Source organism: Enterobacter sp. Res13-Sevr-PEC09-46 (assembly GCF_015672585.1).
Taxonomy (GTDB): Bacteria; Pseudomonadota; Gammaproteobacteria; order Enterobacterales; family Enterobacteriaceae; genus Enterobacter; species Enterobacter hormaechei_C.
Genome location: NZ_JADABR010000010.1, coordinates 1 through 23118, shown reverse-complemented (window position 1 = coordinate 23118; position 23118 = coordinate 1). Strand labels below are relative to the sequence as shown.

The 23118-nt window shown below is 56.8% G+C and carries 27 protein-coding genes; 21 read left to right on the top strand and 6 right to left on the bottom strand.

The window, feature by feature from the left end; translation table 11 throughout:
- Positions 1-58: 58 nt before the first annotated feature.
- Genes IMQ56_RS05615 through IMQ56_RS05605 form a run of 3 tightly spaced genes read right to left on the bottom strand, consistent with a single transcriptional unit; the run spans position 59 to position 2196 of the window.
- Positions 59-928: a phosphoribulokinase gene (locus IMQ56_RS05615; protein ID WP_003861663.1), complete on the bottom strand. Its 870-nt coding sequence runs from the start codon at positions 926-928 to the stop codon at positions 59-61.
- 30 nt (positions 929-958) lie between these two features.
- The gene (locus IMQ56_RS05610) at positions 959-1177 is read right to left on the bottom strand and encodes a YheU family protein (RefSeq protein WP_014171926.1); all 219 of its coding nucleotides are present in this window, start codon (positions 1175-1177) and stop codon (positions 959-961) included.
- On the bottom strand, positions 1177-2196 hold the full coding sequence (locus tag IMQ56_RS05605) for a hydrolase (protein ID WP_196063579.1): 1020 nt from the start codon (positions 2194-2196) through the stop codon (positions 1177-1179). Before IMQ56_RS05605 ends, IMQ56_RS05610 begins: the two co-directional genes overlap by 1 nt.
- Before the next feature lie 228 nt (positions 2197-2424).
- Here IMQ56_RS05605 and mdcA point away from each other — a divergent pair, with 228 nt between their 5' ends.
- The 8 genes from mdcA to mdcH all read left to right on the top strand — a co-directional run bounded on the left by mdcA (position 2425) and on the right by mdcH (position 9471).
- Positions 2425-4080, top strand: coding sequence for a malonate decarboxylase subunit alpha (gene mdcA, locus IMQ56_RS05600; protein ID WP_003861669.1), 1656 nt, complete (start codon positions 2425-2427; stop codon positions 4078-4080).
- Positions 4080-4937, top strand: a complete 858-nt coding sequence (locus IMQ56_RS05595) for a triphosphoribosyl-dephospho-CoA synthase (RefSeq protein ID WP_196063578.1) — start codon at positions 4080-4082, stop codon at positions 4935-4937. The genes mdcA and IMQ56_RS05595 overlap by 1 nt, the downstream gene beginning before the upstream one ends.
- A gap of 9 nt (positions 4938-4946) precedes the next feature.
- Positions 4947-5246 carry a malonate decarboxylase acyl carrier protein gene (mdcC, locus tag IMQ56_RS05590; RefSeq protein WP_015571419.1) on the top strand — a complete coding sequence of 100 codons (300 nt, stop codon included), beginning with the start codon at positions 4947-4949 and terminating at the stop codon, positions 5244-5246.
- Positions 5239-6072 (top strand): biotin-independent malonate decarboxylase subunit beta, encoded by an 834-nt coding sequence (locus tag IMQ56_RS05585; RefSeq protein ID WP_032669055.1) that lies wholly within the window; start codon positions 5239-5241, stop codon positions 6070-6072. Before mdcC ends, IMQ56_RS05585 begins: the two co-directional genes overlap by 8 nt.
- On the top strand, positions 6072-6872 hold the full coding sequence (gene mdcE, locus IMQ56_RS05580; protein WP_032104009.1) for a biotin-independent malonate decarboxylase subunit gamma: 801 nt from the start codon (positions 6072-6074) through the stop codon (positions 6870-6872). The genes IMQ56_RS05585 and mdcE overlap by 1 nt, the downstream gene beginning before the upstream one ends.
- Positions 6873-6995: 123 nt before the next feature.
- Entirely contained in the window at positions 6996-7955 is a 960-nt protein-coding gene (locus IMQ56_RS05575) for an AEC family transporter (RefSeq protein ID WP_000222846.1), read from the top strand.
- A gap of 2 nt (positions 7956-7957) precedes the next feature.
- Positions 7958-8575, top strand: a complete 618-nt coding sequence (locus IMQ56_RS05570; RefSeq protein ID WP_017384169.1) for a malonate decarboxylase holo-ACP synthase — start codon at positions 7958-7960, stop codon at positions 8573-8575.
- On the top strand, positions 8575-9471 hold the full coding sequence (gene mdcH / locus IMQ56_RS05565; RefSeq protein WP_023304540.1) for a malonate decarboxylase subunit epsilon: 897 nt from the start codon (positions 8575-8577) through the stop codon (positions 9469-9471). The genes IMQ56_RS05570 and mdcH overlap by 1 nt, the downstream gene beginning before the upstream one ends.
- 84 nt (positions 9472-9555) lie before the next feature.
- Here the strand turns inward: mdcH and IMQ56_RS05560 are convergent, their stop codons facing one another.
- Positions 9556-10488 (bottom strand): LysR substrate-binding domain-containing protein, encoded by a 933-nt coding sequence (locus IMQ56_RS05560; protein WP_015571415.1) that lies wholly within the window; start codon positions 10486-10488, stop codon positions 9556-9558.
- Positions 10489-10503: 15 nt separating this feature from the next.
- On the bottom strand, positions 10504-12408 hold the full coding sequence (locus IMQ56_RS05555) for an ABC transporter ATP-binding protein (protein WP_045333837.1): 1905 nt from the start codon (positions 12406-12408) through the stop codon (positions 10504-10506).
- Positions 12409-12540: 132 nt separating this feature from the next.
- Here IMQ56_RS05555 and kefG point away from each other — a divergent pair, with 132 nt between their 5' ends.
- The 4 genes from kefG (at position 12541) to slyD (ending at position 15796) form a co-directional block, all read left to right on the top strand.
- Positions 12541-13092 carry a glutathione-regulated potassium-efflux system ancillary protein KefG gene (gene kefG, locus IMQ56_RS05550; protein ID WP_003861686.1) on the top strand — a complete coding sequence of 184 codons (552 nt, stop codon included), beginning with the start codon at positions 12541-12543 and terminating at the stop codon, positions 13090-13092.
- The gene (kefB, locus tag IMQ56_RS05545; RefSeq protein WP_196063577.1) at positions 13092-14897 is read left to right on the top strand and encodes a glutathione-regulated potassium-efflux system protein KefB; all 1806 of its coding nucleotides are present in this window, start codon (positions 13092-13094) and stop codon (positions 14895-14897) included. The genes kefG and kefB overlap by 1 nt, the downstream gene beginning before the upstream one ends.
- 13 nt (positions 14898-14910) lie before the next feature.
- Positions 14911-15111: a YheV family putative zinc ribbon protein gene (locus IMQ56_RS05540; RefSeq protein ID WP_003861689.1), complete on the top strand. Its 201-nt coding sequence runs from the start codon at positions 14911-14913 to the stop codon at positions 15109-15111.
- Positions 15112-15205: 94 nt separating this feature from the next.
- Positions 15206-15796 (top strand): peptidylprolyl isomerase, encoded by a 591-nt coding sequence (gene slyD, locus IMQ56_RS05535; RefSeq protein WP_003861691.1) that lies wholly within the window; start codon positions 15206-15208, stop codon positions 15794-15796.
- A 51-nt stretch (positions 15797-15847) separates the two neighbouring features.
- On the opposite strand, the gene IMQ56_RS05530 is transcribed toward slyD, so the two are convergent.
- Positions 15848-16066 carry a protein SlyX gene (locus tag IMQ56_RS05530; protein WP_003861693.1) on the bottom strand — a complete coding sequence of 73 codons (219 nt, stop codon included), beginning with the start codon at positions 16064-16066 and terminating at the stop codon, positions 15848-15850.
- Between the two features lie 238 nt (positions 16067-16304).
- Here IMQ56_RS05530 and fkpA point away from each other — a divergent pair, with 238 nt between their 5' ends.
- The 9 genes from fkpA to IMQ56_RS05485 form a co-directional block, all read left to right on the top strand.
- Positions 16305-17123, top strand: a complete 819-nt coding sequence (gene fkpA, locus IMQ56_RS05525) for an FKBP-type peptidyl-prolyl cis-trans isomerase (protein ID WP_003861695.1) — start codon at positions 16305-16307, stop codon at positions 17121-17123.
- A gap of 167 nt (positions 17124-17290) precedes the next feature.
- On the top strand, positions 17291-18013 hold the full coding sequence (locus IMQ56_RS05520) for a transcriptional regulator (protein ID WP_003861697.1): 723 nt from the start codon (positions 17291-17293) through the stop codon (positions 18011-18013).
- Entirely contained in the window at positions 18013-18399 is a 387-nt protein-coding gene (tusD, locus tag IMQ56_RS05515) for a sulfurtransferase complex subunit TusD (protein WP_003861699.1), read from the top strand. Before IMQ56_RS05520 ends, tusD begins: the two co-directional genes overlap by 1 nt.
- Positions 18399-18758: a sulfurtransferase complex subunit TusC gene (gene tusC / locus IMQ56_RS05510; RefSeq protein ID WP_003861700.1), complete on the top strand. Its 360-nt coding sequence runs from the start codon at positions 18399-18401 to the stop codon at positions 18756-18758. Before tusD ends, tusC begins: the two co-directional genes overlap by 1 nt.
- Positions 18759-18765: 7 nt before the next feature.
- Positions 18766-19053: a sulfurtransferase complex subunit TusB gene (gene tusB / locus IMQ56_RS05505; RefSeq protein ID WP_015571409.1), complete on the top strand. Its 288-nt coding sequence runs from the start codon at positions 18766-18768 to the stop codon at positions 19051-19053.
- Between the two features lie 124 nt (positions 19054-19177).
- The gene (gene rpsL, locus IMQ56_RS05500) at positions 19178-19552 is read left to right on the top strand and encodes a 30S ribosomal protein S12 (RefSeq protein ID WP_000246815.1); all 375 of its coding nucleotides are present in this window, start codon (positions 19178-19180) and stop codon (positions 19550-19552) included.
- A gap of 96 nt (positions 19553-19648) precedes the next feature.
- On the top strand, positions 19649-20119 hold the full coding sequence (rpsG, locus tag IMQ56_RS05495) for a 30S ribosomal protein S7 (RefSeq protein ID WP_003861706.1): 471 nt from the start codon (positions 19649-19651) through the stop codon (positions 20117-20119).
- A gap of 96 nt (positions 20120-20215) precedes the next feature.
- Positions 20216-22330 (top strand): elongation factor G, encoded by a 2115-nt coding sequence (gene fusA, locus IMQ56_RS05490; protein WP_006812195.1) that lies wholly within the window; start codon positions 20216-20218, stop codon positions 22328-22330.
- A 69-nt stretch (positions 22331-22399) separates the two neighbouring features.
- The coding region (locus IMQ56_RS05485) for an elongation factor Tu (protein ID WP_196063576.1) at positions 22400-23118 on the top strand (719 nt) is incomplete at its 3' end.

The window sequence follows — 23118 nt, the reverse complement described above, 5'->3', positions numbered from 1 at the left end:
AAAGCTACAACTGCACGAACGTAGGCCGGATAAGCGAAGCGCCATCCGGCAACAGGTGTCACGCGATCTGCTTTCCTTCCATCAGCCGCTGCACCAGCGGTGTCATGATCAGCTCCATTGCCAGCCCCATTTTTCCGCCCGGTACCACTAACGTATTCATGTGCGAAATAAACGAACCCTGTAGCATCGCCAGCAGCCAGGGATAATCAATGCCTTCCAGGTTGCGGAAGTGGATCACCACAAAGCTCTCGTCCAGCGACGGGATGCTTTTTGCAGCGAACGGGTTGGAGGTGTCCACGGTGGGGACGCGCTGGAAGTTAATGTGGGTTCGGGAGAACTGCGGCGTCAGGAAGTTGATGTAATCTTCCATGGAGCGCACCACCGAGTCCATGACCGCCTCTCGCGAATGGCCGCGCTCGCTCATGTCACGCGTCAGCTTCTGGATCCACTCAAGGTTAACAATCGGCACCACCCCCACCAGCAAATCCACGTGGCGCGCCACGTCGTGCTGAGGCGTCACCACGCCGCCGTGCAATCCTTCGTAAAACAGCACGTCAGTCGGTTCCGGCAGCGGCTGCCAGGGCGTGAACGTGCCGGGGACCTGGTTCCAGGGCACGGCTTCATCGTAGGTGTGGAGATACTTGCGGGACTGCCCGGTACCGCTTTGCCCGTATTCACGGAAGGTTTGCTCCAGCAGGCCGAAGTCATTGGCCTCCGGGCCGAAGTAGCTGATGTGTTTACCCAGATCGCGCGCTTTGCGGATGGCCATATCCATCTCCGGGCGCGTGTAGCGGTGAAAGCTGTCGCCTTCTACCTCTGCCGCCCGTAAGTTAAGCTGGGCGAAGATCTTGCGGAAGGCGAGGCTGGTGGTAGTGGTTCCCGCCCCACTCGAACCCGTAACGGCAATAACCGGATGTCTGGCAGACATAGCAACTCCCTGACTGGAAAAGTGTAAAGATCAGCCGTGAAACGCGTTGCGGGGCATGATATTGACCGTCTCATGCAGTTCGGACCATACCAGCACCACGTCGCCGCTTTTAAGCTGGCGCTTAACATCGTTGACCTTTTGTTCAAGCGAACGTTCATGTTCACCATAATCGGTGCCTTCGCGCAAGACAAAGCTTTCAATCAGATTATCGAGCGTGTCGGGAGAGAGATCCTGCCAGGGAATAATCATTATTTACCGTTCAGATAAGCCGTTAACCAGTCGGGAATGCGCGTCTCAAGCCACATTTTTGGCCGACGCAGCGTGCCGCCGACAAAGCCGACGTGTCCCCCGAATTGGGTGAGCTGATACTCCACGTTGGCCGGCAGATGATCGGGTGCCGGAATCGAGTGGTGATCCATAAACGGATCATCTTTGGCGTGGATAATCAGCGTAGGTTTCGTGATTTGGTTCAGTAAAGGCATGGCGCTGCACTGACGGTAATAGTCAATCGCATCGGCAAAGCCGTGAATTTTCGAGGTGATCAAATCATCAAACTCGCGCAGGCGCTTCACGCGTTTGAGCTGTTGCAGCGTCACAGGCAGCGTATCCGGATAGGCCTTCAGCTTGCGCGCGGCGTTGGCTTTCAGCAGGTTGAGCAGGTAGCGCTGGTACACTCGCGAAAAGCCCTTTTCCATATGATAGCTGCACTGCTCCAGCATAAAGGGCGCAGAGACGATCACCGCCGCATCCAGCGGTACGGCGTCGCTCTCCTTCGCCAGCAGGCAGGCCAGCATATTCCCGCCCAGCGAATACCCCACCGCTGCCGTTGGCGCCTCGCCGAAATGGTCTCTTAGCCAGCGCAGGAACCAGGTGCCGTCCTCGGTTTCACCCGAGTGATAAATGCGTTTCTGACGGTTAGGCTCGCCGCTGCATCCGCGAAAATGCATCACCACCCCAAGCCAGCCGCGGGCTTTCGCCGCCTCAATGAGACCGTGCGCGTAAGGGCTGTGCAGGCTGCCTTCCAGACCGTGAAACACCACCAGACGGGGTTTATGTCTGGCCCGATCCGGATCTTCGCTCCAGGCGAGATCCAAAAAGTCGCCATCCGGCAAATCCAGCCGTTGCCAGTGCGGGGTGAACTGTACCTTGCGGCGGATCAGGCGCGGCAGCATGGTTTGCAGGTGAGGGTTAGCCACACCGCGCATGGGCACGAACTCTGCGCTCTCTTCGGCTGCAATGTCGAAGTCTGAGGGAATGATTTGGGTCATAAGGGCGATGCTGATTCTTGTCAGAAATTAACTATACCTTCCGAATTGTACCCCGTTTAGCCCGTTTTTCCGAAACATGAACTGATCCCGATCACAAATATTTACCTTGATTATTACTCTCAGGCTAATGATTTGGCTCTACGCTTAATTGATGCCTTTCTCACCAGCGCGCACACTTTACTCAACGTTAAGCAAATCAGAATGATGTGCTGTATCAGGAGGTTAATAATGTTATCTGGGCAAACACCCACCCGGCAATGGAACACCCGACGCAGCGAGAAAGCGCGTCGTCTGGCGTCCGTACCGGTGCAGGGCAAGGTACTGCCAACCGGCGATCTTGTCGCCATGCTGGAAAAACTGATCGCACCAGGCGACAAAGTCGTTCTGGAAGGCAACAACCAGAAGCAGGCGGATTTCCTTTCCCGTTCACTGGCGGAAGTGAACCCGCAAATTGTGCACGATCTGCATATGATCATGCCGAGCGTGGGCCGCAGCGAGCATCTGGACATCTTTGAGAAAGGCATCGCCCGCAAGCTGGACTTCTCCTTCTCCGGTACGCAAAGCCTGCGCATTTCGCAGCTGCTGGAGGATGGTCAGCTCGAAATCGGGGCGATTCACACCTACATCGAACTCTACTCACGTTTATACGTCGACCTTTCGCCAAACGTGGCGCTGATTGCCGGTTTTAAAGCGGACCGCAAAGGCAACCTCTATACCGGGGCGAGTACCGAAGATACTCCGGCGCTGGTGGAAGCCGCCGCGTTCCATGACGGCATCGTCATCGCGCAGGTGAACGAGCTGGTGGACGACGAGTGCGACCTGCCGCGTGTGGATATTCCGGGCTCGTGGATTGATTTTGTGGTGGTTGCCGATAAGCCGTTCTTTATCGAACCGCTCTTCACCCGTGACCCGCGCCTGATCAAACAGGAACATATCCTGATGGCGATGATGGCGATTAAAGGCATCTACGCTGAACACCAGGTGCAGTCCCTGAACCACGGGATTGGCTTTAACACCGCAGCGATCGAGCTGCTGCTGCCAACCTACGGCGAACAGCTCGGACTCAAAGGCAAAATCTGTAAACACTGGACCCTGAACCCGCATCCAACGCTGATCCCGGCCATCGAAAGCGGCTGGGTGGAGAGCGTCCACTGCTTCGGCGGCGAGCTGGGAATGGAAGAGTACATCCGCGCCCGCCCTGACGTGTTCTTTACCGGTGCCGATGGCTCCATGCGTTCTAACCGCGCCTTCTGCCAGCTGGCTGGTCAGTACGCGGTCGATATGTTTATCGGCTCCACGCTACAGGTTGATGGTTACGCTAACTCCTCAACCGTGACCCGCGGCCGTCTTTCCGGCTTCGGCGGCGCGCCAAACATGGGCCACGATCCGCACGGTCGTCGCCACGCCACACCGGCCTGGCTGAACATGATCACCGAGCCTGACCCGATGCAGCGCGGTAAAAAGCTGGTTGTGCAGATGGTGGAAACCTTCCAGGCGGGCGTGAAGCCAACCTTCGTGGAAAAACTCGACGCCGTTGACGTCGCGAAAGCCTCCGGTATGCCGCTGGCGCCGGTCATGATTTACGGTGATGACGTCACCCACGTGCTGACGGAAGAGGGGATTGCTTACCTCTACCGGGCGAAAGATCTTGAAGAGCGTCGCGCCATGGTCGCCGCCGTGGCGGGTATCACCGATATCGGACTGGGCGTTGACGCCAAACGCGTGGCGGAACTGCGCCAGAGCGGCAAGGTTGTGTATCCGGAAGATATGGGCATTCGCCGCACCGATGCCACCCGTTCGCTGCTGGCGGCCGGTAGCGTCGCGGACCTGGTGGAATGGTCCGGCGGTCTTTACAACCCACCTGCGAAATTCCGGAGCTGGTAATGAAACTTCTGCCCCAGATCCAGGTTGAAGGCGGTGCCGAATGGCTGGCGCGAACCGCCACGCAGTGTCTGATTGACGAAGCACGTTTAAGCCCGAAGCCCGGTCTGGTGGACAGCCGGGGGAACGGCGCGCACCACGATTTATCGCTTGCGCTGATGGAGCGCTCCGCTCACAGCCTGACCCCCACGTTTCAGGCGCTGGCGCAGCAGAGCTGGCAGCGTCCGGCGGATATTGCCCTCCGGCAAACCGTTGGCCGCCTGGGTCGCAAAGGCGAACGGCAGATGATGGCCGCTACCGACGGCGTGAACACGCACCGTGGCGCGATCTGGGCGCTGGGATTGCTGGTGAGCGCGGTGGCGATGCTGGGCGGCGATGCCCGGGCGCAAACCGTCGCGAACACCGCCGCTCAGCTGGCGAAGCTGCCGGATGACGCGGCGCCGAAAGTGTTTAGCAAGGGGTTACGCGTCACGCACCGCTACCGCGTGCCGGGCGCGCGTGAAGAGGCTCAGCAGGCGTTTCCGCACATCATGCAGCGCGCGCTGCCGCAGCTTCGCCTCAGCCGTCTCAACGGCAGCAGCGAAACGCAGGCCAGACTCGACGCGCTGATGGCGATCATGACCTCGCTCACCGACACCTGCGTGCTGTCGCGCGCCGGCATGGAGGGGCTGGACGCCATGCAGAACGGCGCCCGTGCGGTGCTGAACGCCGGAGGATGCGCAACCCTCGCCGGGCAGCAGGCGCTGGCGCGGCTAGACCGTCAGATGCTGGCGCTTAACGCCTCGCCGGGCGGAGCCGCAGACCTGCTTGCCGCCACGCTGTTTCTTGACCGCGCCGAAACGCCCTATTCAAAGCATTAAGAGGATGTTATGGAAAAAATCACATTGACCGTGCCCGCCAGCCGCGAAGTAAGCGGCAGGGCGCTGGCAGGGGTAGTCGGTTCCGGGGATATGGAGGCGCTTTTCACCGCCGAACCGGGCCAGACCTTAACCATTGATATCACCACCTCCGTCGACAACAGCCGCGGGCGCTGGGAGGCATTGTTCAACCGCCTGCAAACCGTCAGCAGCCTGCCCGCAGGTAAGCTGACCATCCACGACTTCGGCGCGACGCCGGGCGTGGCACGCATTCGTATCGAACAGGTTTTTGAAGGGGTGAACCATGCGTGATGACAGCAGCTTTATCGAATTAAAAGCGCGCCAGCGTGCGCAGGCGCTGCTCGACGACGGCAGCTACCGCGAACTGCTGGATCCGTTTGAAGGCATTATCTCTCCGTGGCTTGGGCCACAGGGGATTGTTCCTCAGGCCGATGACGGCATGGTGGTCGCGAAAGGGACCATCAACGGTCAGCCTGCGGTGGTGGTAGCGATTGAAGGCACCTTCCAGGGCGGCAGCATGGGTGAAGTGTCCGGCGCCAAAATGGCGGCGGCGCTGGAGCTGGCGGCGGAAGATAACCGCAACGGCATTCCGACTCAGGCGGTACTGTGCCTCGAAACCGGCGGCGTACGATTGCAGGAAGCCAACCTCGGCCTGGCGGCGATTGCCGATATCCACGCCGCGATCGTTGACCTGCGTCGCTATACCCCGGTCGTCGGGATTGTCGCCGGGACCGTGGGCTGCTTCGGTGGGATGTCTATCGCCGCGGCGCTGTGCAGCTACCTGATTGTGACCCGCGAAGCGCGGCTCGGCCTCAACGGTCCGCAGGTTATCGAGCAGGAAGCGGGCATTGAAGAGTATGACTCCCGCGACCGTCCGTTTATCTGGAGCATGACCGGCGGCGAAGTACGCTTTGAAAGCGGGCTGGTGGACGCGCTGGTGGGCGACGGCGTGAACGCGGTGAAAGCCGCGATGAACGACGCCATCGCCAAAGGCGTACCGGCGAAACATCGCACCGATAACTACGACGATTACCTGAACCGTCTGACGAATTTCGACACCCGCAAACAGGCCGATGCCGAACAGATTAAAGCGCTTTTTGCCCGGGAGGTGAAATGATGACTAACTCAATTAGCCGTGGCGAACTCTGGCTGGAAACCCTGGCCCCGAACGCGAAACGTCTGGAGGGGTTATGCCCGTCCGTGCAGGCCGCAGACGGCGAGCTAAACGGTGAAACGGTGCGTTTTGTCGCCGTGGTGCCGGACGCCAACAACCACTTCCCGCGCGCGGCGCAGGGTGAAGTCGGCCTGCTGGAAGGATGGACGCTGGCAAAAGTGGTCAGCGAAACCGTCGCCGCCGACGCAGATAAAGCCGTGAAGCGCCCGATTGTGGCGGTAATCGACGTCCCAAGCCAGGCCTATGGCCGTCGCGAAGAGGCGTTTGGTATCCACCAGGCGCTGGCCGGCGCCGCTGCCGCCTACGCTAATGCGCGGCTGGCGGGTCATCCGGTGATTGGTCTTATCGTCGGTAAGGCCATGTCCGGCGCGTTTCTGGCGCACGGCTACCAGGCTAACCGTCTGATTGCCTTCAACGATAAAGGCGTGCTGATCCATGCCATGGGCAAAGAGTCTGCGGCGCGCATTACGCTGCGTACCGTTGAGGCGCTGGAAAAACTGGCTGCAACCATTCCGCCAATGGCGTATGACATCAGCAACTACGCCACGCTGGGGCTGCTTTCCGACCTGCTGGATATCAGCAATCCGGATGCCCCTACCGAAAGCGATCTGACGCGGGTGAAAACCACCCTGCAACAGGCCATCAGCGACGCTCGTCAGGACACCACGTTGAAAAACCGTCTGGGTGCTGACAACCGCCGCAGCTCGGCGCTCGTACGTGAACGTATGCGAGCCAGCTGGTAAGTAAAAAGAGACCTGCCAGATGCATCACCCCGTGGGCGCGCCCGTTGCGTCCACGCGGGAACCTGCATCCTGAAAATAATAAACATCGCGCCAGTGCTTAAACTTTTTTACTACAGGTGATTTATGACTTACGTAATTGTTCATGCTCTTGCACCGATTTTCGTCATCATGCTGCTGGGATTCTGGGCCGGTAAGGCAAAGATGGTCGATAACAAAAATGTTTCCCTGCTGAATATCTTCGTGATGGATTTTGCACTCCCGGCTGCGCTGTTCAGCGCCACCGTGCAAACCCCGTGGACCGGCATCGTGGCGCAGTCGCCGCTGATCCTGGTGCTCACCCTGGCGATGTGGATCACCTATGCGGTCATCTACTTCCTCGCGACGAAAGTGTTTAAAAAATCCCCGCAGGATGCGGCCGTGCTGACGCTTACCGTCGCCCTGCCAAACTACGCGGCGCTTGGCCTGCCGATTCTGGGCAGCGTGCTGGGCGAAGGCCCTTCAACCTCACTGTCCGTTGCGGTCTCCATCGCCTGTGGTTCAGTGTTGATGACCCCGTTCTGCCTGCTGATTCTGGAGCGTGAGAAAGCCCGCGCCGAAGGCAATAACTCGGGTTCAACGCTTTCCATGCTGCCGGTGCTGATGTGGCGTTCCATTAAAAAACCGATCGTGATGGGCCCGCTGCTGGGTGTGATCCTGTCCGCTATCGGCATCAAAATGCCGGAGCTGGTACTGGCGGCGATTAAACCGCTGGGACTGTCTGCGACCGCTGCGGCGTTGTTCCTGACCGGGGTGATCCTCTCCGCGCGTAAACTTCAGATCAACACCATGGTGATCACTTCCACTATCGCCAAGCTGCTGATCCAGCCAGCGATTGCCTGGGGTATCGTTTTAATCTTCGGTCTGCACGGTTCTGTGGCGATCACCGCCATCCTGATGATTGCGCTGTCCGCGGGCTTCTTTGGCGTGGTGTTCGGTAACCGCTTTGGCGTGCAGTCGCCGGATGCTGAAGCCGTGCTGCTGTTGAGCTCCGTACTGTGTATCCTGTCGCTGCCGCTGTTTATCTCGCTGACTTCAGGAATGTAATCATGACCACAACATTACGCCCACACGACCTCATCTGGCTTACCGCGCGCGACGCCCTGGAAGGGATTACCGAATCCTGGGTGGACGCGGCCTGGCATGCCGGACTACCGGTAGTGGTGCGGCGTGATGTTGATAATGAAGGCCGTATTCCCGTTGGCGTGCGCGGATTGCGCCGCGACCAGCGGGCGGCCGGATGGGTGAAGCCTGAGAACGTGTTGCGCGTGGTGTCGCCCGAAGATTTGAGCGTTGCCGCCGATCTGCTGCGTTCGCCGTTTATCACTCAGCCGCCGGTTCAGGTGGCGCTTCAGCTTGCGCAGCAGTCGTGGACGTGGACGTGGGGGATAACCGGCAGTACGGGGTACGCGCTGGCGACCGGCATTCCGGTGATCCACGCCGACAGCGATCTCGATCTGCTCATCCGCGCCCCGCGTGCCGTTTCCCCTGAGGCGTTTACTGGCTGGCAGGCTCAGCTCAGCCGTGCGTTGTGCCGGGCGGATACGCAGGTGGACACGCCCGAGGGCGGATTCGCGCTGGCGGAATGGTTACGCGACGGCAAAACGCTGCTAAAAACGCAATGTGGACCGCGCCTGGTGGCGGATCCATGGCACAGGGAGGAGTAATGAAAATACTGTTTACCTTTCCGGGGCAGGGCACACAGCATGAAGGTATGCTGCAAAACCTGCCGGGAACGGAGCTGGAGCAGGCCCGTGCTGTGCTGGGGGCGGAAGTCGATACCCTGGACAGCGCATGCTCGTTAACCCACACCCGTGCGGTTCAGCTTTCGCTGTTGATTGCCGGCGTGGCGTGGGCGCGCGAGCTGGAACGTCGCGGCGTGTCGCCGGATATCGTCAGCGGGCTGTCCATTGGCGCTTATCCTGCGGCGGTTATCGCCGGCGCGCTGGACTTTACGGACGCGCTGAAGCTGGTGGCGTTGCGCGGCGATCTGATGGAGCAGGCGTATCCTCACGGCTACGGCCTGACGGCAATTATGGGGTTGACCCTGCCGCAGGTGGAAAACCTGATTCAGGGGACAGGAACCTATATTGCTAACCTGAACGCCGAAACGCAGATCGTGATTGCCGGAGCCGATGACGGCATGGCGCAGGTGGCGGAGCGCGCCCTGGCAAAAGGCGCGAGCAAGGCTAAGCGGCTGGCGGTGAGCGTACCGTCGCACTGTGAACTGCTGGCGGAACCGGCGCAGAAGCTGGTGGCAGCATTTAATTCGGTCACGCTTTCACGTCCGCGCTGTGCGTACCTGAGCGGCAGTACCGGACGCGTGCTCTGGCAGCCGGAGAAAATTGCCGACGATCTGGCGATGAATATGGCGCGAACCGTGCGCTGGCAGGAGGCGGTGATTTCTGCTAACGAGCGTGAAGCGCGGCTGGCGATTGAGATGCCGCCAGGGGGCATCCTGACCTGTCTGACGCGGCAGGCGGCGTGGGAAGGCGAATCCATTTCGCTGGAGCGCAGCGGGGTGGACGTGGCGGTTCATCTGGCGGGTCGGCTTCAGCGGTGACTTTTTGCCCGGTGGCGGCTGCGCCTTACCGGGCCTACTCCCGGATTGTAGGCCCGGTAAGCGTAGCGCCACCGGGCAATAACATCAGGCACTATCCTGCAAACTTCTGGCATACATCCGCCCTTCGGCGGCCAGCGCGCGCAGGCTCGGATCCTGCTCGCGGTTGCGGGCAAAGACAATCGCGATCAGCTGCTGCATCTGGTACGGCTCCGCCAGCTTCAACAGTTGCACGGAATTCTCGTAGACCTTCTTCATCCTTCCCGGCATCAGCGTAAAGCCGACGCCCGCCTGCACCAGGCTGAGCATTGAGAAAATGTCGTTCACCCGGGTAACAATCTCTGGTTCAAACCCGGCGATATGGAACGCTTCCTGGAACCCGGCGTAGGTCGCAAAGCCTTCTGCAAGCGCGACAAATTTCTGATCTTTATAATCGCGGAGATCCGCTGGCCCGTGGGTATTTAGCGTGGCGGAAGCCGGTGCGGCAAGGAAGATATCGTCATGGAACAGCGGCAGAACCTCAAGGCTGTTGCGATCGATATCGCTTTCGGAGATGGAGATAAGAATCGCGTCCAGCGAGCCTTCATCCAGCATGTGCAGCAGGGTGTCGTTGGAGCCCATCGTCAGATCCATCTCCAGATCCGGACGGCGCAGCTTCATGCCCATAATCAGGCGCGGCACGGTTTCCAGCGTCAGGGAGTAGAGCGTGCCCACGCGCAGCCGCCCCTGGCCGATTCCGGCAATTTTGCGGGATTCTTCCAGCCCGCGCTCCATCACCTGCATCACCTCCTGGCAATATTCCAGCAGCGTCCAGGCGGAAGGCAGGGCTATCAGGTTGCGCCCTTTGTGAGCAAAGAGCGGGCAGCGGACGTTCTCTTCGAGGGTATGCAGCGCGCGGTGCACGCTGACACCGCTCAGGCCGAGCGTTTCGGCGGTACGTGCGATATTGCCCTTCTCCATGAACGTCATGAAGATGCTGAGCTTACGGAATGTAATCTCGCTCGTGGTATCGAAGCCCATAACCCTCCCGGCGTGTTAGTCGGCTTGCAGCATCGCTTCCAGCTGTTCCTGCGCGTCCAGCCATGCCATTTCGCACTCTTCGAGGCTGGATTTGGCTTTCGCCTGAGTTTGCAGACAGTCCGTCAGCTCCGCTTTGCGGCTCTGATCGTACAGTTCGCTGTCGCCCAGCTTCTCTTCGACGGCAGCAAGCGTGGCGTTGAGCTTTTCCATCTCTTTTTCGAGACGGGCAATCTCTTTACGCAGCGGCTGCGTCTGGGTGCGCAGTTCCGCTTCACGGCGCTTCTGGTCTTTACGCGCCTGGGCGCTGTTGGCGTTGTCTTTCGCTGACTCTTCCGGCTGGTTTTCCTGCTTCTGCACGTCCGTCAGCCACTGCTGGTAGTCTTCCAGATCGCCGTCGAACGGCTCCACTTTGCCGCCGTGCACCAGGTAGAGATCGTCGGTGGTGGAGCGGATCAGGTGGCGGTCGTGCGATACGACAACCAGCGCCCCTTCGAACTCTATCAGCGCTTCGGTCAGCGCCTGGCGCATGTCGAGATCGAGGTGGTTGGTCGGTTCATCAAGCAGCAGCAGGTTCGGGCGCTGCCAGACGATCAGCGCCAGCACCAGACGGGCTTTTTCGCCCCCGGAGAAGCGCTCGGTGTTTTCAGTCACCTTATCGCCCTGGAAGCCAAAGCCGCCGAGGTAGTCGCGCAGTTTCTGCTCCATCTCCTGCGGCGCCAGGCGCGCCAGGTGCTGGATCGGCGATTCATCCGCGCGTAAAAATTCCAGCTGATGCTGGGCGAAGTAACCAAGCTTGATGCCTTTCGCCAGGCCGATTTCGCCGCTGACCGGGTTAAGCTCGCCCGCCAGCAGCTTGATCAGCGTCGATTTACCGGCGCCGTTACGTCCCAGCAGACCAATGCGTGAACCCGGCACCAGGTTGAGCTTGATAGAGTCCAGGATAATGCGATCGCCATAGCCCGCGCTGACCTTCTCCATCTTCAGCAGCGGGTTAGGCAGGCTTTCAGGCTCGCGGAAGCTGAAGTGGAACGGGTTATCCACGTGCGCCGGGGCGATCATCTCCATGCGTTCCAGCATCTTGATGCGGCTCTGCGCCTGCTTGGCTTTTGACGCCTTGGCCTTGAAGCGATCCACAAAGCTTTGCAGGTGCGCCACGCGCTGCTGCTGGCTTTCATACATCGCCTGCTGCTGGGCAAGGCGCGTCGCGCGCTGGCGCTCGAAAGAGCTGTAGTTGCCGGTGTATTCGAACATGCTTTGCTGTTCGATATGAATGATTTTATCCACTACCGGATCGAGGAAGTCGCGGTCGTGAGAGATCAGAATCAGAGTGCCCTGATAGCTCTTGAGCCACTTCTCCAGCCAAATAACCGCATCAAGATCGAGGTGGTTGGTTGGTTCATCGAGCAGCAAAAGGTCGGAGCGGCAGATCAGCGCCTGGGCCAGGTTAAGGCGCATGCGCCAGCCGCCCGAGAAATCGCTCACCGGGCGTTCAAGCTGTTCGTTGCTGAAACCCAGACCGTGCAGCAGGCTGGAGGCACGGGAGCGAATGGTCCAGGCATCGATGGCGTCCAGCTTGCCGTGGACGGTGGCGATGGCGTGGCCGTCGTTACGTTCGTTGGCGGCGTTGAGCTCCGCTTCGAGCTTACGGTATTCACGATCGCCGTCGATAACATAGTCGAGCGCGGGTTCGCTCAGCGCGGGCGTCTCCTGGTTCACCCAGGCGAGCTGCCAGTTGCCCGGGAAGGTAAAGTTACCGCCATCCGCGCTTATCTCGTTTTTCAGCAGCGCCAGCAGGGTGGATTTACCGCAGCCGTTTTTGCCGACCAGCCCCACTTTCTGGCCCGGGTTGATGGTAGCAGTCGCGTTATCCAGCAGGACGCGCACGCCGCGACGAATTTGTAACGAGGAGAAAACAATCATAGAAGCGCCGTATGTTCCGACTATGTTAATTTGTCATTATGATAATGTAAGGTGTGGGCCATTTTCCCCACCGGGCCGCCATGGTAGCCCAAAACGACAACAATACACAAAAACAGAACCGGGAGGGGAGTGATGTCTCAGACAGCGAAAGTGCTGCTGCTGTATGCCCATCCGGAATCACAGGACTCGGTGGCGAACCGGGTGCTGCTTAAGCCGGCCACACAGCTCAGTAACGTAACGGTGCACGATCTCTACGCGCACTATCCTGATTTTTTTATCGATATTCCTTACGAGCAGGAACTGCTGCGTCAGCACGACGTGATTGTGTTCCAGCATCCGCTTTATACCTACAGCTGTCCGGCGCTGCTCAAAGAGTGGCTGGACCGCGTGCTGAGCCGGGGCTTCTCCAGCGGGGTGGGGGGCAACCAGCTGGCGGGAAAGTACTGGCGGAGTGTCATTACCACCGGTGAGCCGGAAAGCGCTTACCGTCACGACGGGCTGAACCGTTACCCCATGAGCGACATTCTGCGGCCGTTTGAGCTGACGGCGGCGATGTGCCGTATGCACTGGATGAGCCCGATTATTATCTACTGGGCACGGCGGCAGGATCCGAAAGCACTGGCGAGCCATGCCAGGGCCTATGGCGAATGGCTGGCGTCACCGATTCCGGCGGGAGGACGCTAATGGACGGTTCGAATTTACTCCTTGCCGGGGTGCTGTTTTTGTTTGCCGCCGTCGTCGCGGTCCCGCTTGCCGCGCGTCTCGGCATTGGCGCGGTGCTGGGCTATTTGCTGGCGGGGATCGCCATTGGCCCCTGGGGGCTTGGGTTTATCAGCGATGTGGATGAAATTCTCCACTTCTCCGAGCTGGGCGTGGTCTTCCTGATGTTTATCATCGGGCTGGAGCTGAACCCCGCCAAGCTGTGGCAACTGCGGCAATCTATTTTTGGCGTCGGGGCGGCGCAGGTGTTACTCAGCGCGGCCATTCTCGCGGGACTGCTGATGTTGACGCAGTTTTCCTGGCAGGCCGCGGTGATTGGCGGGATCGGTCTTGCGATGTCGTCGACGGCGATGGCGCTTCAGCTGATGCGCGACAAAGGGATGAACCGCAACGAGGCGGGGCAACTGGGTTTTTCGGTGCTGCTGTTCCAGGATTTAGCGGTGATCCCGGCGCTGGCGCTGGTGCCGCTGCTGGCGGGATCCGGAGACGATCATTTCGACTGGATGAAGATCTCCATGAAGGTGCTGGCCTTCGCGGGGATGCTGATCGGCGGACGGTTTTTACTGCGTCCGGTGTTCCGGTTTATTGCGGCATCCGGCGTGCGCGAGGTATTCACCGCCGCAACGCTGCTGCTGGTGCTTGGCTCAGCGCTGTTTATGGATGCGCTGGGGCTGTCGATGGCGCTCGGGACGTTTATCGCCGGGGTGCTGCTTGCGGAAAGCGAGTACCGCCACGAGCTGGAGACCGCCATCGATCCGTTTAAGGGGCTGCTGTTAGGGCTGTTCTTTATCTCGGTAGGTATGGCGCTTAATCTTGGCGTGCTCTATACCCATCTGCTGTGGGTTATTGCGAGTGTCGCCGTGCTGGTGGCGGTCAAAACGCTGGTGCTGTATCTCCTCGCGAGGATTTACGGGCTGCGCAGCTCGGAAAGAATGCAGTTTTCCAGCGTGTTAAGCCAGGGGGGAGAATTTGCGTTCGTGCTGTTTTCCACGGCGTCGTCTCAGAAGCTGTTCAAAGATGACCAGATGGCGCTGCTGCTGGTGACGGTCACGCTGTCGATGATGACCACGCCGCTGCTGATGAAGCTGGTGGACAAACTGCTGTCGCACCGCCTGAATCCTGCGGACGATGAAGACGAAGCGCCGTGGGTGGAAGATGATAAACCGCAGGTGATCGTCGTGGGCTTTGGCCGCTTCGGACAGGTGATTGGTCGCCTGTTGATGGCGAACAAAATGCGTATTACGGTGCTGGAGCGCGATATTAGCGCCGTCAACCTGATGCGCAAATATGGTTATAAGGTGTACTACGGCGATGCGACGCAGCTTGAGCTGTTGCGCTCGGCGGGGGCAGAGGCTGCGGAGTCCATCGTCATCACCTGCAACGATCCGGAAGACACAATGAAGCTGGTGGAGCTGTGTCAGCAGCATTTCCCGCATCTGCATATTCTGGCGCGTGCGCGCGGACGTGTTGAGGCTCACGAACTTTTGCAGGCGGGTGTGAAACACTTCTCCCGCGAAACCTTCTCCAGCGCGCTGGAGCTGGGACGCAAGGCGCTGGTTTCGCTGGGTATGCATCCTCATCAGGCGCAACGCGCCCAGATGCATTTCCGCCGGCTGGATATGCGAATGCTGCGTGAACTGATGCCCGTGCACAGCGACACGGCGCAGATCTCCCGCGTGCGGGAAGCGCGTCGCGAACTGGAGGAGATCTTCCAGCGTGAGATGCAACAGGAACGACGCCAGCTCGACGGCTGGGATGAATTTGAATAAAGGGTAACGAAAGATGGCTGTACGTAAACGCTTTATCGCGGGCGCAAAATGCCCATCCTGCCAGGCGCAAGATACGCTGGCCATGTGGCGTGAAAATAATATCGATATCGTTGAATGTGTTAAGTGCGGTCACCAGATGCGTGAGGCCGACAAAGAAGCCCGCGATCACGTTCGCAAAGAAGAGCAAGTGATCGGCATTTTTCATCCAGACTAGCGATATGCTCTGAGTTTTTTTAAGCTTAAGGGTACACGGGTGCAGATTTCCGCTACAATCTGCGCCAGCAATTTTCCCACGCTCAGGAGATATCATGAAAGTAGCAAAAGACCTGGTGGTCAGCCTGGCCTATCAGGTACGTACAGAAGACGGTGTGTTGGTTGATGAGTCTCCGGTGAGTGCGCCGCTGGACTACCTGCATGGTCACGGTTCCCTGATTTCCGGCCTGGAAACGGCGCTGGAAGGCCATGAAGTTGGCGACAAATTCGACGTTGCTGTAGGCGCGAACGACGCTTACGGTCAGTATGACGACAACCTGGTTCAGCGCGTTCCTAAAGACGTATTCATGGGCGTTGACGAGTTGCAGGTTGGTATGCGCTTCCTGGCGGAAACTGACCAGGGGCCGGTTCCGGTTGAAATCACTGAAGTTGAAGACGACCACGTTGTGGTTGACGGCAACCACATGCTGGCGGGTCAGAACCTGAAGTTCAACGTAGAAGTTGTTGCGATCCGTGAAGCGACCGAAGAAGAGCTGGCTCATGGCCACGTTCACGGTGCGCACGGTCACGACCATGACCACGATCACGGCCACGACGGCTGCTGCGGTGGTCACGGCCACGACCATGGTCATGACCACGGCCACGGTAAAGGTGGTTGTGGTAACGGCGGCTGCGGTTGCCACTGATTCCGTACTCCGGAAAATAAAAAAGCGGGATAATCCCGCTTTTTTTACGCCTCAATAATGAGGTGGTGGCGTCTCTTCTGACTGAGAGGCAATGTTTGACGGCTGCGTGGCCTTCAGCTTTTCCGTCAGCAGGCGCATGTGATCGCGCAGTTTTGCCATTTCAAGCTCATGGGCCGTCACGGTCTGGTTCAGTTCTTCGATGGTGATGTCCTGAAAAGCCAGGCGGCTTTCCAGCTCAGCCAGTCTCGCTTCGATCGTTGTATCCTTCATCATTCACCTCGTTTATCTCTCATTCGCCATAATGGACCAGCGGCGGCGAAGTTTAGCTGACTTTTTCCCTAAGTACAGTATCCATCTCCCTGACAAGAAACTTATTTAAACAAAAATAGTCTGAAAAGAAGCGACATTCGGGGGAGTCTGTCTGTAGATTTCTTCCACAACGTTTTATAGTACGTCACTCATTTACGTTTAACACTGGGGTGAGAGACCTCAGGTCCTGGAGATATGGATGAAATCACTGTTTAAAGTTACGCTGCTGGCGACCACTATGGCTGTAGCGCTCAATGCGCCGCTGTCTTTCGCTGCTGATACTGCTGCGAAGCCTGCTGCGACTACAGACAGCAAAGCGGCATTCAAAAATGACGACCAGAAATCCGCCTACGCACTTGGCGCGTCTCTGGGTCGTTACATGGAAAACTCTCTGAAAGAACAAGAGAAACTGGGCATCAAACTGGACAAAAACCAGCTGATCGCAGGGGTTCAGGATGCGTTCGCAGACAAGAGCAAACTGTCTGACCAGGAAATCGAGCAGACTCTGCAAGCGTTTGAAGCGCGCGTGAAAGGCGCCGCTCAGACCAAGATGGAAGCAGACGCTAAAGATAACGAAGCGAAAGGCAAAGCCTACCGCGACAAGTTCGCTAAAGAGAAAGGCGTTAAAACCTCTTCTACTGGCCTGATCTATAAAGTTGAGAAAGAAGGTACCGGCGACGCGCCTAAAGACAGCGACACCGTTGTGGTGAACTACAAAGGTACGCTGATCGACGGTAAAGAGTTCGATAACTCTTATACCCGTGGTGAGCCTCTCTCCTTCCGTCTGGATGGTGTGATCCCGGGCTGGACCGAAGGCCTGAAGAACATCAAGAAAGGCGGTAAAATCAAGCTGGTCATCCCACCGGATCTGGCTTACGGCAAAACCGGCGTTCCGGGTATCCCGGCTAACTCCACGCTGGTATTTGATGTAGAACTGCTGGACATCAAACCGGCGCCGAAAGCGGATGCGAAAACAGACGCACCGGCTGACGACAAAGCCGCAGCAGCTAAGAAGTAATCCTGAAAAAAACCGCCGCCTTTACAGGCGGCGGTTTTTTTATTGCGGGGCAGATATAATTAACACTGGAAAGCGTTATACACGCTGTATTAATTTAGTTGTCCGTGTAGATAATGAGCCTGCCCTGAAAACCTAACGACAGGCTCCTGAAAAGGAGTGTTTTTTTCATGTCCAGGTCGCTTTTAACCAACGAAACCAGTGAACTTGATTTGCTGGATCAACGTCCATTTGACCAGACCGACTTCGATATTCTGAAATCCTACGAAGCGGTAGTGGACGGGTTAGCGATGCTCATTGGTTCCCACTGCGAAATCGTATTGCATTCCCTGCAAGATCTTAAGTGTTCCGCTATCCGCATTGCGAATGGTGAGCACACTGGCCGTAAAATTGGTTCGCCAATAACCGACCTTGCATTGCGTATGTTGCATGACATGACCGGCGCGGACAGCAGCGTCTCAAAATGCTATTTCACCCGCGCCAAAAGTGGCGTGCTGATGAAATCAGAAACGATCGCGATTCGAAATCGCGAACACCGGGTAATCGGTTTGCTGTGCATCAACATGAACCTTGATGTGCCATTCTCGCAAATCATGAGCACCTTCATCCCGCCAGAAACGCCGGACGTGGGCTCATCGGTGAACTTTGCTTCTTCGGTTGAGGATCTCGTGACCCAGACGCTGGAGTTCACCATTGAAGAGGTGAATGCCGATCGCAACGTATCCAACAACGCCAAGAATCGTCAGATCGTCCTGAACCTCTATGAGAAAGGGATTTTTGATATCAAAGATGCCATCAACCAGGTGGCCGATCGCCTGAATATCTCCAAACACACGGTTTACCTCTATATTCGCCAGTTCAAAAGCGGCGACTTCCTGGGACAAGACAAGTAATGCGTTTTGCGTTAATGGTGACGGGCCCGGCGTACGGTACCCAGCAGGCCAGCAGCGCGCTACAGTTTGCCCATGCGCTGCTTGATGCCGGTCATGAACTGGCAAGCGTCTTCTTTTATCGCGAAGGCGTATATAACGCGAACCAGTTTACGTCTCCGGCGAGCGATGAGTTTGACCTCGTGCGCGCCTGGCAAAAATTAAACGAAACGCAGGGCGTTGACCTGCATATCTGCGTCGCGGCGGCACTGCGTCGCGGCGTGACGGATGCGACCGAAGCCGAACGCCTTGGTCTGGCGGGGGCTAACCTGCAACCGGGCTTTTCGCTCAGCGGACTGGGTGCCCTGGCACAGGCGGCGTTGACCTGCGACAGAGTGGTGCAATTTTGATGAAGCGCGTAGCGTTTGTTTTTACTTCTGCGCCGCATGGCAGCGCTTCAGGCCGGGAAGGGCTGGATGCATTGCTCGCGACATCGGCTTTAACCGAAGATATCGGCGTCTTCTTTTTAGGCGATGGCGTATTCCAGCTTCTGGCAGGCCAACAACCGCAGGCCATTCTTGCGCGCGACTACATTGCGACCTTTAAAGTTCTGCCGCTCTATGACATTGAAACCTTCTATGTGTGCGCCGACTCGCTGGCCGCGCGTGGGTTAAACGAGAAAACACCGTTCGTGCTGGACGTGACGATCCTGACATCTGCTGCGCTGCGCGAACAACTCTCTCACTACGATACCGTTCTGACTTTCTGAGGCTGTCATGCTCCATACCCTGAGCCGTTCACCGTGGCAATGCGATATCGACACGTTACTGAGCATGCTGCGCGAAGGTGATGATCTGCTGCTGATTCAGGATGGCGTGCTTGCGGCGCTTGAAGGCAGCCGTTTTGTTGAAATCCTCGCTAATGCCCCCATAACAGTCTCTGCGCTGAAAGAGGATCTGGATGCGCGGGGTCTTTCTGGTCAAATTTCAGCCAAAATTGACGTGGTTGGCTATACTGATTTCGTCAATCTTACTGTGACGCACGCCAGTCAAATGAACTGGTGATTTGAGATCGCTGTATATTTCTTGACACCTTTTCGACGTAGCCCTAAAATTTCGCGTCCTCATATTGTATGAGGTCGTTTTATTACGTGTTTACGAAGCAAAAGCTAAAACCAGGAGCTATTTAATGGCAACAGTTAACCAGCTGGTACGCAAACCACGTGCACGCAAAGTTGCAAAAAGCAACGTGCCTGCGCTGGAAGCCTGCCCGCAGAAACGTGGCGTATGTACTCGTGTATATACCACCACTCCTAAAAAACCAAACTCCGCACTGCGTAAAGTATGCCGTGTGCGTTTGACTAACGGTTTCGAAGTGACTTCCTACATCGGTGGTGAAGGTCACAACCTTCAGGAGCACTCCGTGATCCTGATCCGTGGCGGTCGTGTTAAAGACCTTCCGGGTGTTCGTTACCACACCGTTCGTGGTGCGCTGGACTGCTCAGGTGTTAAAGACCGTAAGCAGGCTCGCTCCAAGTACGGCGTGAAGCGTCCTAAGGCTTAATGGTTCTCCGTTAAGTAAGGCCAAACTGATTTATCTTAATGTCAAACTAAACTCGTAGAGTTTTGGACAATCCTGAATTAACAACGGAGTAATCCCATGCCACGTCGTCGCGTCATTGGTCAGCGTAAAATTCTTCCAGATCCGAAATTCGGATCAGAACTGCTGGCAAAATTTGTAAATATCCTGATGGTAGATGGTAAAAAATCTACCGCAGAAGCAATCGTATACAGCGCGCTGGAGACCCTGGCTCAGCGTTCTGGTAAAAATGAACTGGAAGCCTTCGAAGTCGCTCTCGACAACGTGCGCCCGACTGTAGAAGTTAAGTCTCGCCGCGTTGGTGGTTCTACTTATCAGGTTCCAGTTGAAGTTCGTCCGGTTCGTCGTAATGCTCTGGCAATGCGTTGGATCGTTGAAGCTGCTCGTAAACGCGGTGATAAATCCATGGCTCTGCGTCTGGCGAACGAACTTTCTGATGCTGCGGAAAACAAAGGTACCGCAGTTAAGAAACGTGAAGACGTTCACCGTATGGCAGAAGCCAACAAGGCGTTCGCACACTACCGTTGGTAATCCCTTCGGAGTCGTAGTCACCAGGCGGGCGCTTCAGAGAAGCCGCCCGCTCTGGGTAACTTAACTGAACGCCTAAAGATATAAACGAGGAATCAAATGGCTCGTACAACACCCATCGCACGCTACCGTAATATCGGTATCAGTGCGCACATCGACGCCGGTAAAACCACTACTACCGAACGTATTCTGTTCTACACCGGTGTAAACCATAAAATCGGTGAAGTTCATGACGGCGCAGCCACCATGGACTGGATGGAACAGGAGCAGGAGCGTGGTATTACTATCACCTCCGCAGCGACTACTGCATTCTGGTCAGGTATGGCTAAGCAGTACGAACCGCATCGCGTAAACATCATCGACACCCCAGGGCACGTTGACTTCACCATCGAAGTAGAACGTTCCATGCGTGTTCTTGACGGCGCGGTAATGGTTTATTGCGCAGTTGGTGGTGTTCAGCCACAGTCTGAAACCGTATGGCGTCAGGCAAACAAATATAAAGTTCCACGCATCGCGTTCGTTAACAAAATGGACCGTATGGGTGCTAACTTCCTGAAAGTTGTTGGCCAGATCAAAACCCGTCTGGGCGCGAACCCTGTTCCGCTTCAGCTGGCAATTGGTGCTGAAGAAGGTTTCACCGGCGTTATCGACCTGGTGAAAATGAAAGCCATCAACTGGAACGAAGCAGATGCGGGCGTTACCTTCGAATACGAAGATATCCCGGCAGAGATGCAGGACCTGGCTGACGAATGGCACCAGAACCTGATCGAATCCGCAGCAGAAGCTTCTGAAGAGCTGATGGAGAAATACCTGGGTGGTGAAGAACTGTCTGAGCAAGAGATCAAATCTGCTCTGCGTCAGCGCGTTCTGAACAACGAAATCATCCTGGTAACCTGTGGTTCTGCGTTCAAGAACAAAGGTGTTCAGGCGATGCTGGATGCGGTAGTTGACTACCTGCCATCCCCGGTTGACGTTCCTGCGATCAACGGCATCCTGGACGACGGTAAAGATACTCCGGCTGAGCGTCACGCAAGTGATGACGAGCCGTTCTCTGCACTGGCGTTCAAAATTGCTACCGACCCATTCGTGGGTAACCTGACCTTCTTCCGCGTTTACTCTGGTGTGGTTAACTCCGGTGACACCATCCTGAACTCCGTGAAAGCGGCGCGTGAACGTTTTGGCCGTATCGTACAGATGCACGCTAACAAACGTGAAGAGATCAAAGAAGTTCGTGCGGGCGACATCGCTGCTGCTATCGGTCTGAAAGACGTGACCACTGGTGACACCCTGTGTGACCCGGATCACCCGATCATTCTGGAGCGTATGGAATTCCCTGAGCCGGTAATCTCCATCGCAGTTGAACCAAAAACCAAAGCTGACCAGGAAAAAATGGGTCTGGCTCTGGGCCGTCTGGCGAAAGAAGACCCATCATTCCGCGTATGGACTGATGAAGAATCTAACCAGACCATCATCGCTGGTATGGGTGAACTGCACCTGGACATCATCGTTGACCGTATGAAGCGTGAATTCAACGTTGAAGCGAACGTGGGTAAACCTCAGGTTGCTTACCGCGAAGCGATTCGCGCGAAAGTTACCGATGTTGAAGGTAAACACGCTAAGCAGTCTGGTGGTCGCGGTCAGTACGGTCACGTTGTGATCGACATGTACCCACTGGAGCCGGGCTCTAACCCTAAAGGTTACGAGTTCATCAACGACATCAAAGGTGGTGTAATTCCTGGCGAATACATCCCTGCCGTTGATAAAGGCATCCAGGAGCAGCTGAAAGCTGGTCCTCTGGCTGGTTACCCGGTTGTAGACATGGGTGTTCGTCTGCACTTCGGTTCTTACCACGACGTTGACTCCTCTGAACTGGCGTTTAAACTGGCTGCGTCTATTGCCTTTAAAGAAGGCTTTAAGAAAGCAAAACCAGTTCTGCTTGAGCCGATCATGAAGGTTGAAGTAGAAACTCCTGAAGAGAACACCGGTGACGTTATCGGTGACTTGAGCCGTCGTCGCGGTATGCTGCGTGGTCAGGAATCCGAAGTAACTGGCGTTAAGATCCACGCTGAAGTTCCGCTGTCTGAAATGTTCGGATATGCAACTCAGCTGCGTTCTCTGACCAAAGGTCGTGCATCATACACTATGGAATTCCTGAAGTATGATGATGCGCCGAACAACGTTGCTCAGGCCGTTATCGAAGCCCGTGGTAAGTAATCCACAGGATTAAAACCTAAGTCCCGTGCTCTCTCCGAAGGGGAGAGCACTATAGTAAGGAATATAGCCGTGTCTAAAGAAAAATTTGAACGTACAAAACCGCACGTCAACGTTGGTACTATCGGCCACGTTGACCATGGTAAAACTACCCTGACTGCTGCAATCACTACCGTACTGGCTAAAACCTACGGCGGTGCTGCTCGTGCTTTCGACCAGATCGATAACGCACCAGAAGAAAAAGCTCGTGGTATCACCATCAACACCTCTCACGTTGAGTATGACACCCCGACTCGCCACTACGCACACGTAGACTGCCCAGGCCACGCCGACTATGTTAAAAACATGATCACCGGTGCTGCGCAGATGGACGGCGCGATCCTGGTTGTTGCTGCGACTGACGGCCCTATGCCTCAGACTCGTGAGCACATCCTGCTGGGTCGTCAGGTAGGCGTTCCTTACATCATCGTGTTCCTGAACAAATGCGACATGGTTGATGACGAAGAACTGCTGGAACTGGTAGAGATGGAAGTTCGTGAACTGCTGTCTCAGTACGATTTCCCAGGCGACGACACTCCAATCGTTCGTGGTTCCGCGCTGAAAGCGCTGGAAGGCGAAGCAGAGTGGGAAGAGAAAATCATCGAACTGGCTGGCTACCTGGATTCTTACATCCCAGAACCAGAGCGTGCGATTGACAAGCCATTCCTGCTGCCAATCGAAGACGTATTCTCCATCTCCGGTCGTGGTACCGTTGTTACCGGTCGTGTAGAGCGCGGTATCATCAAAGTTGG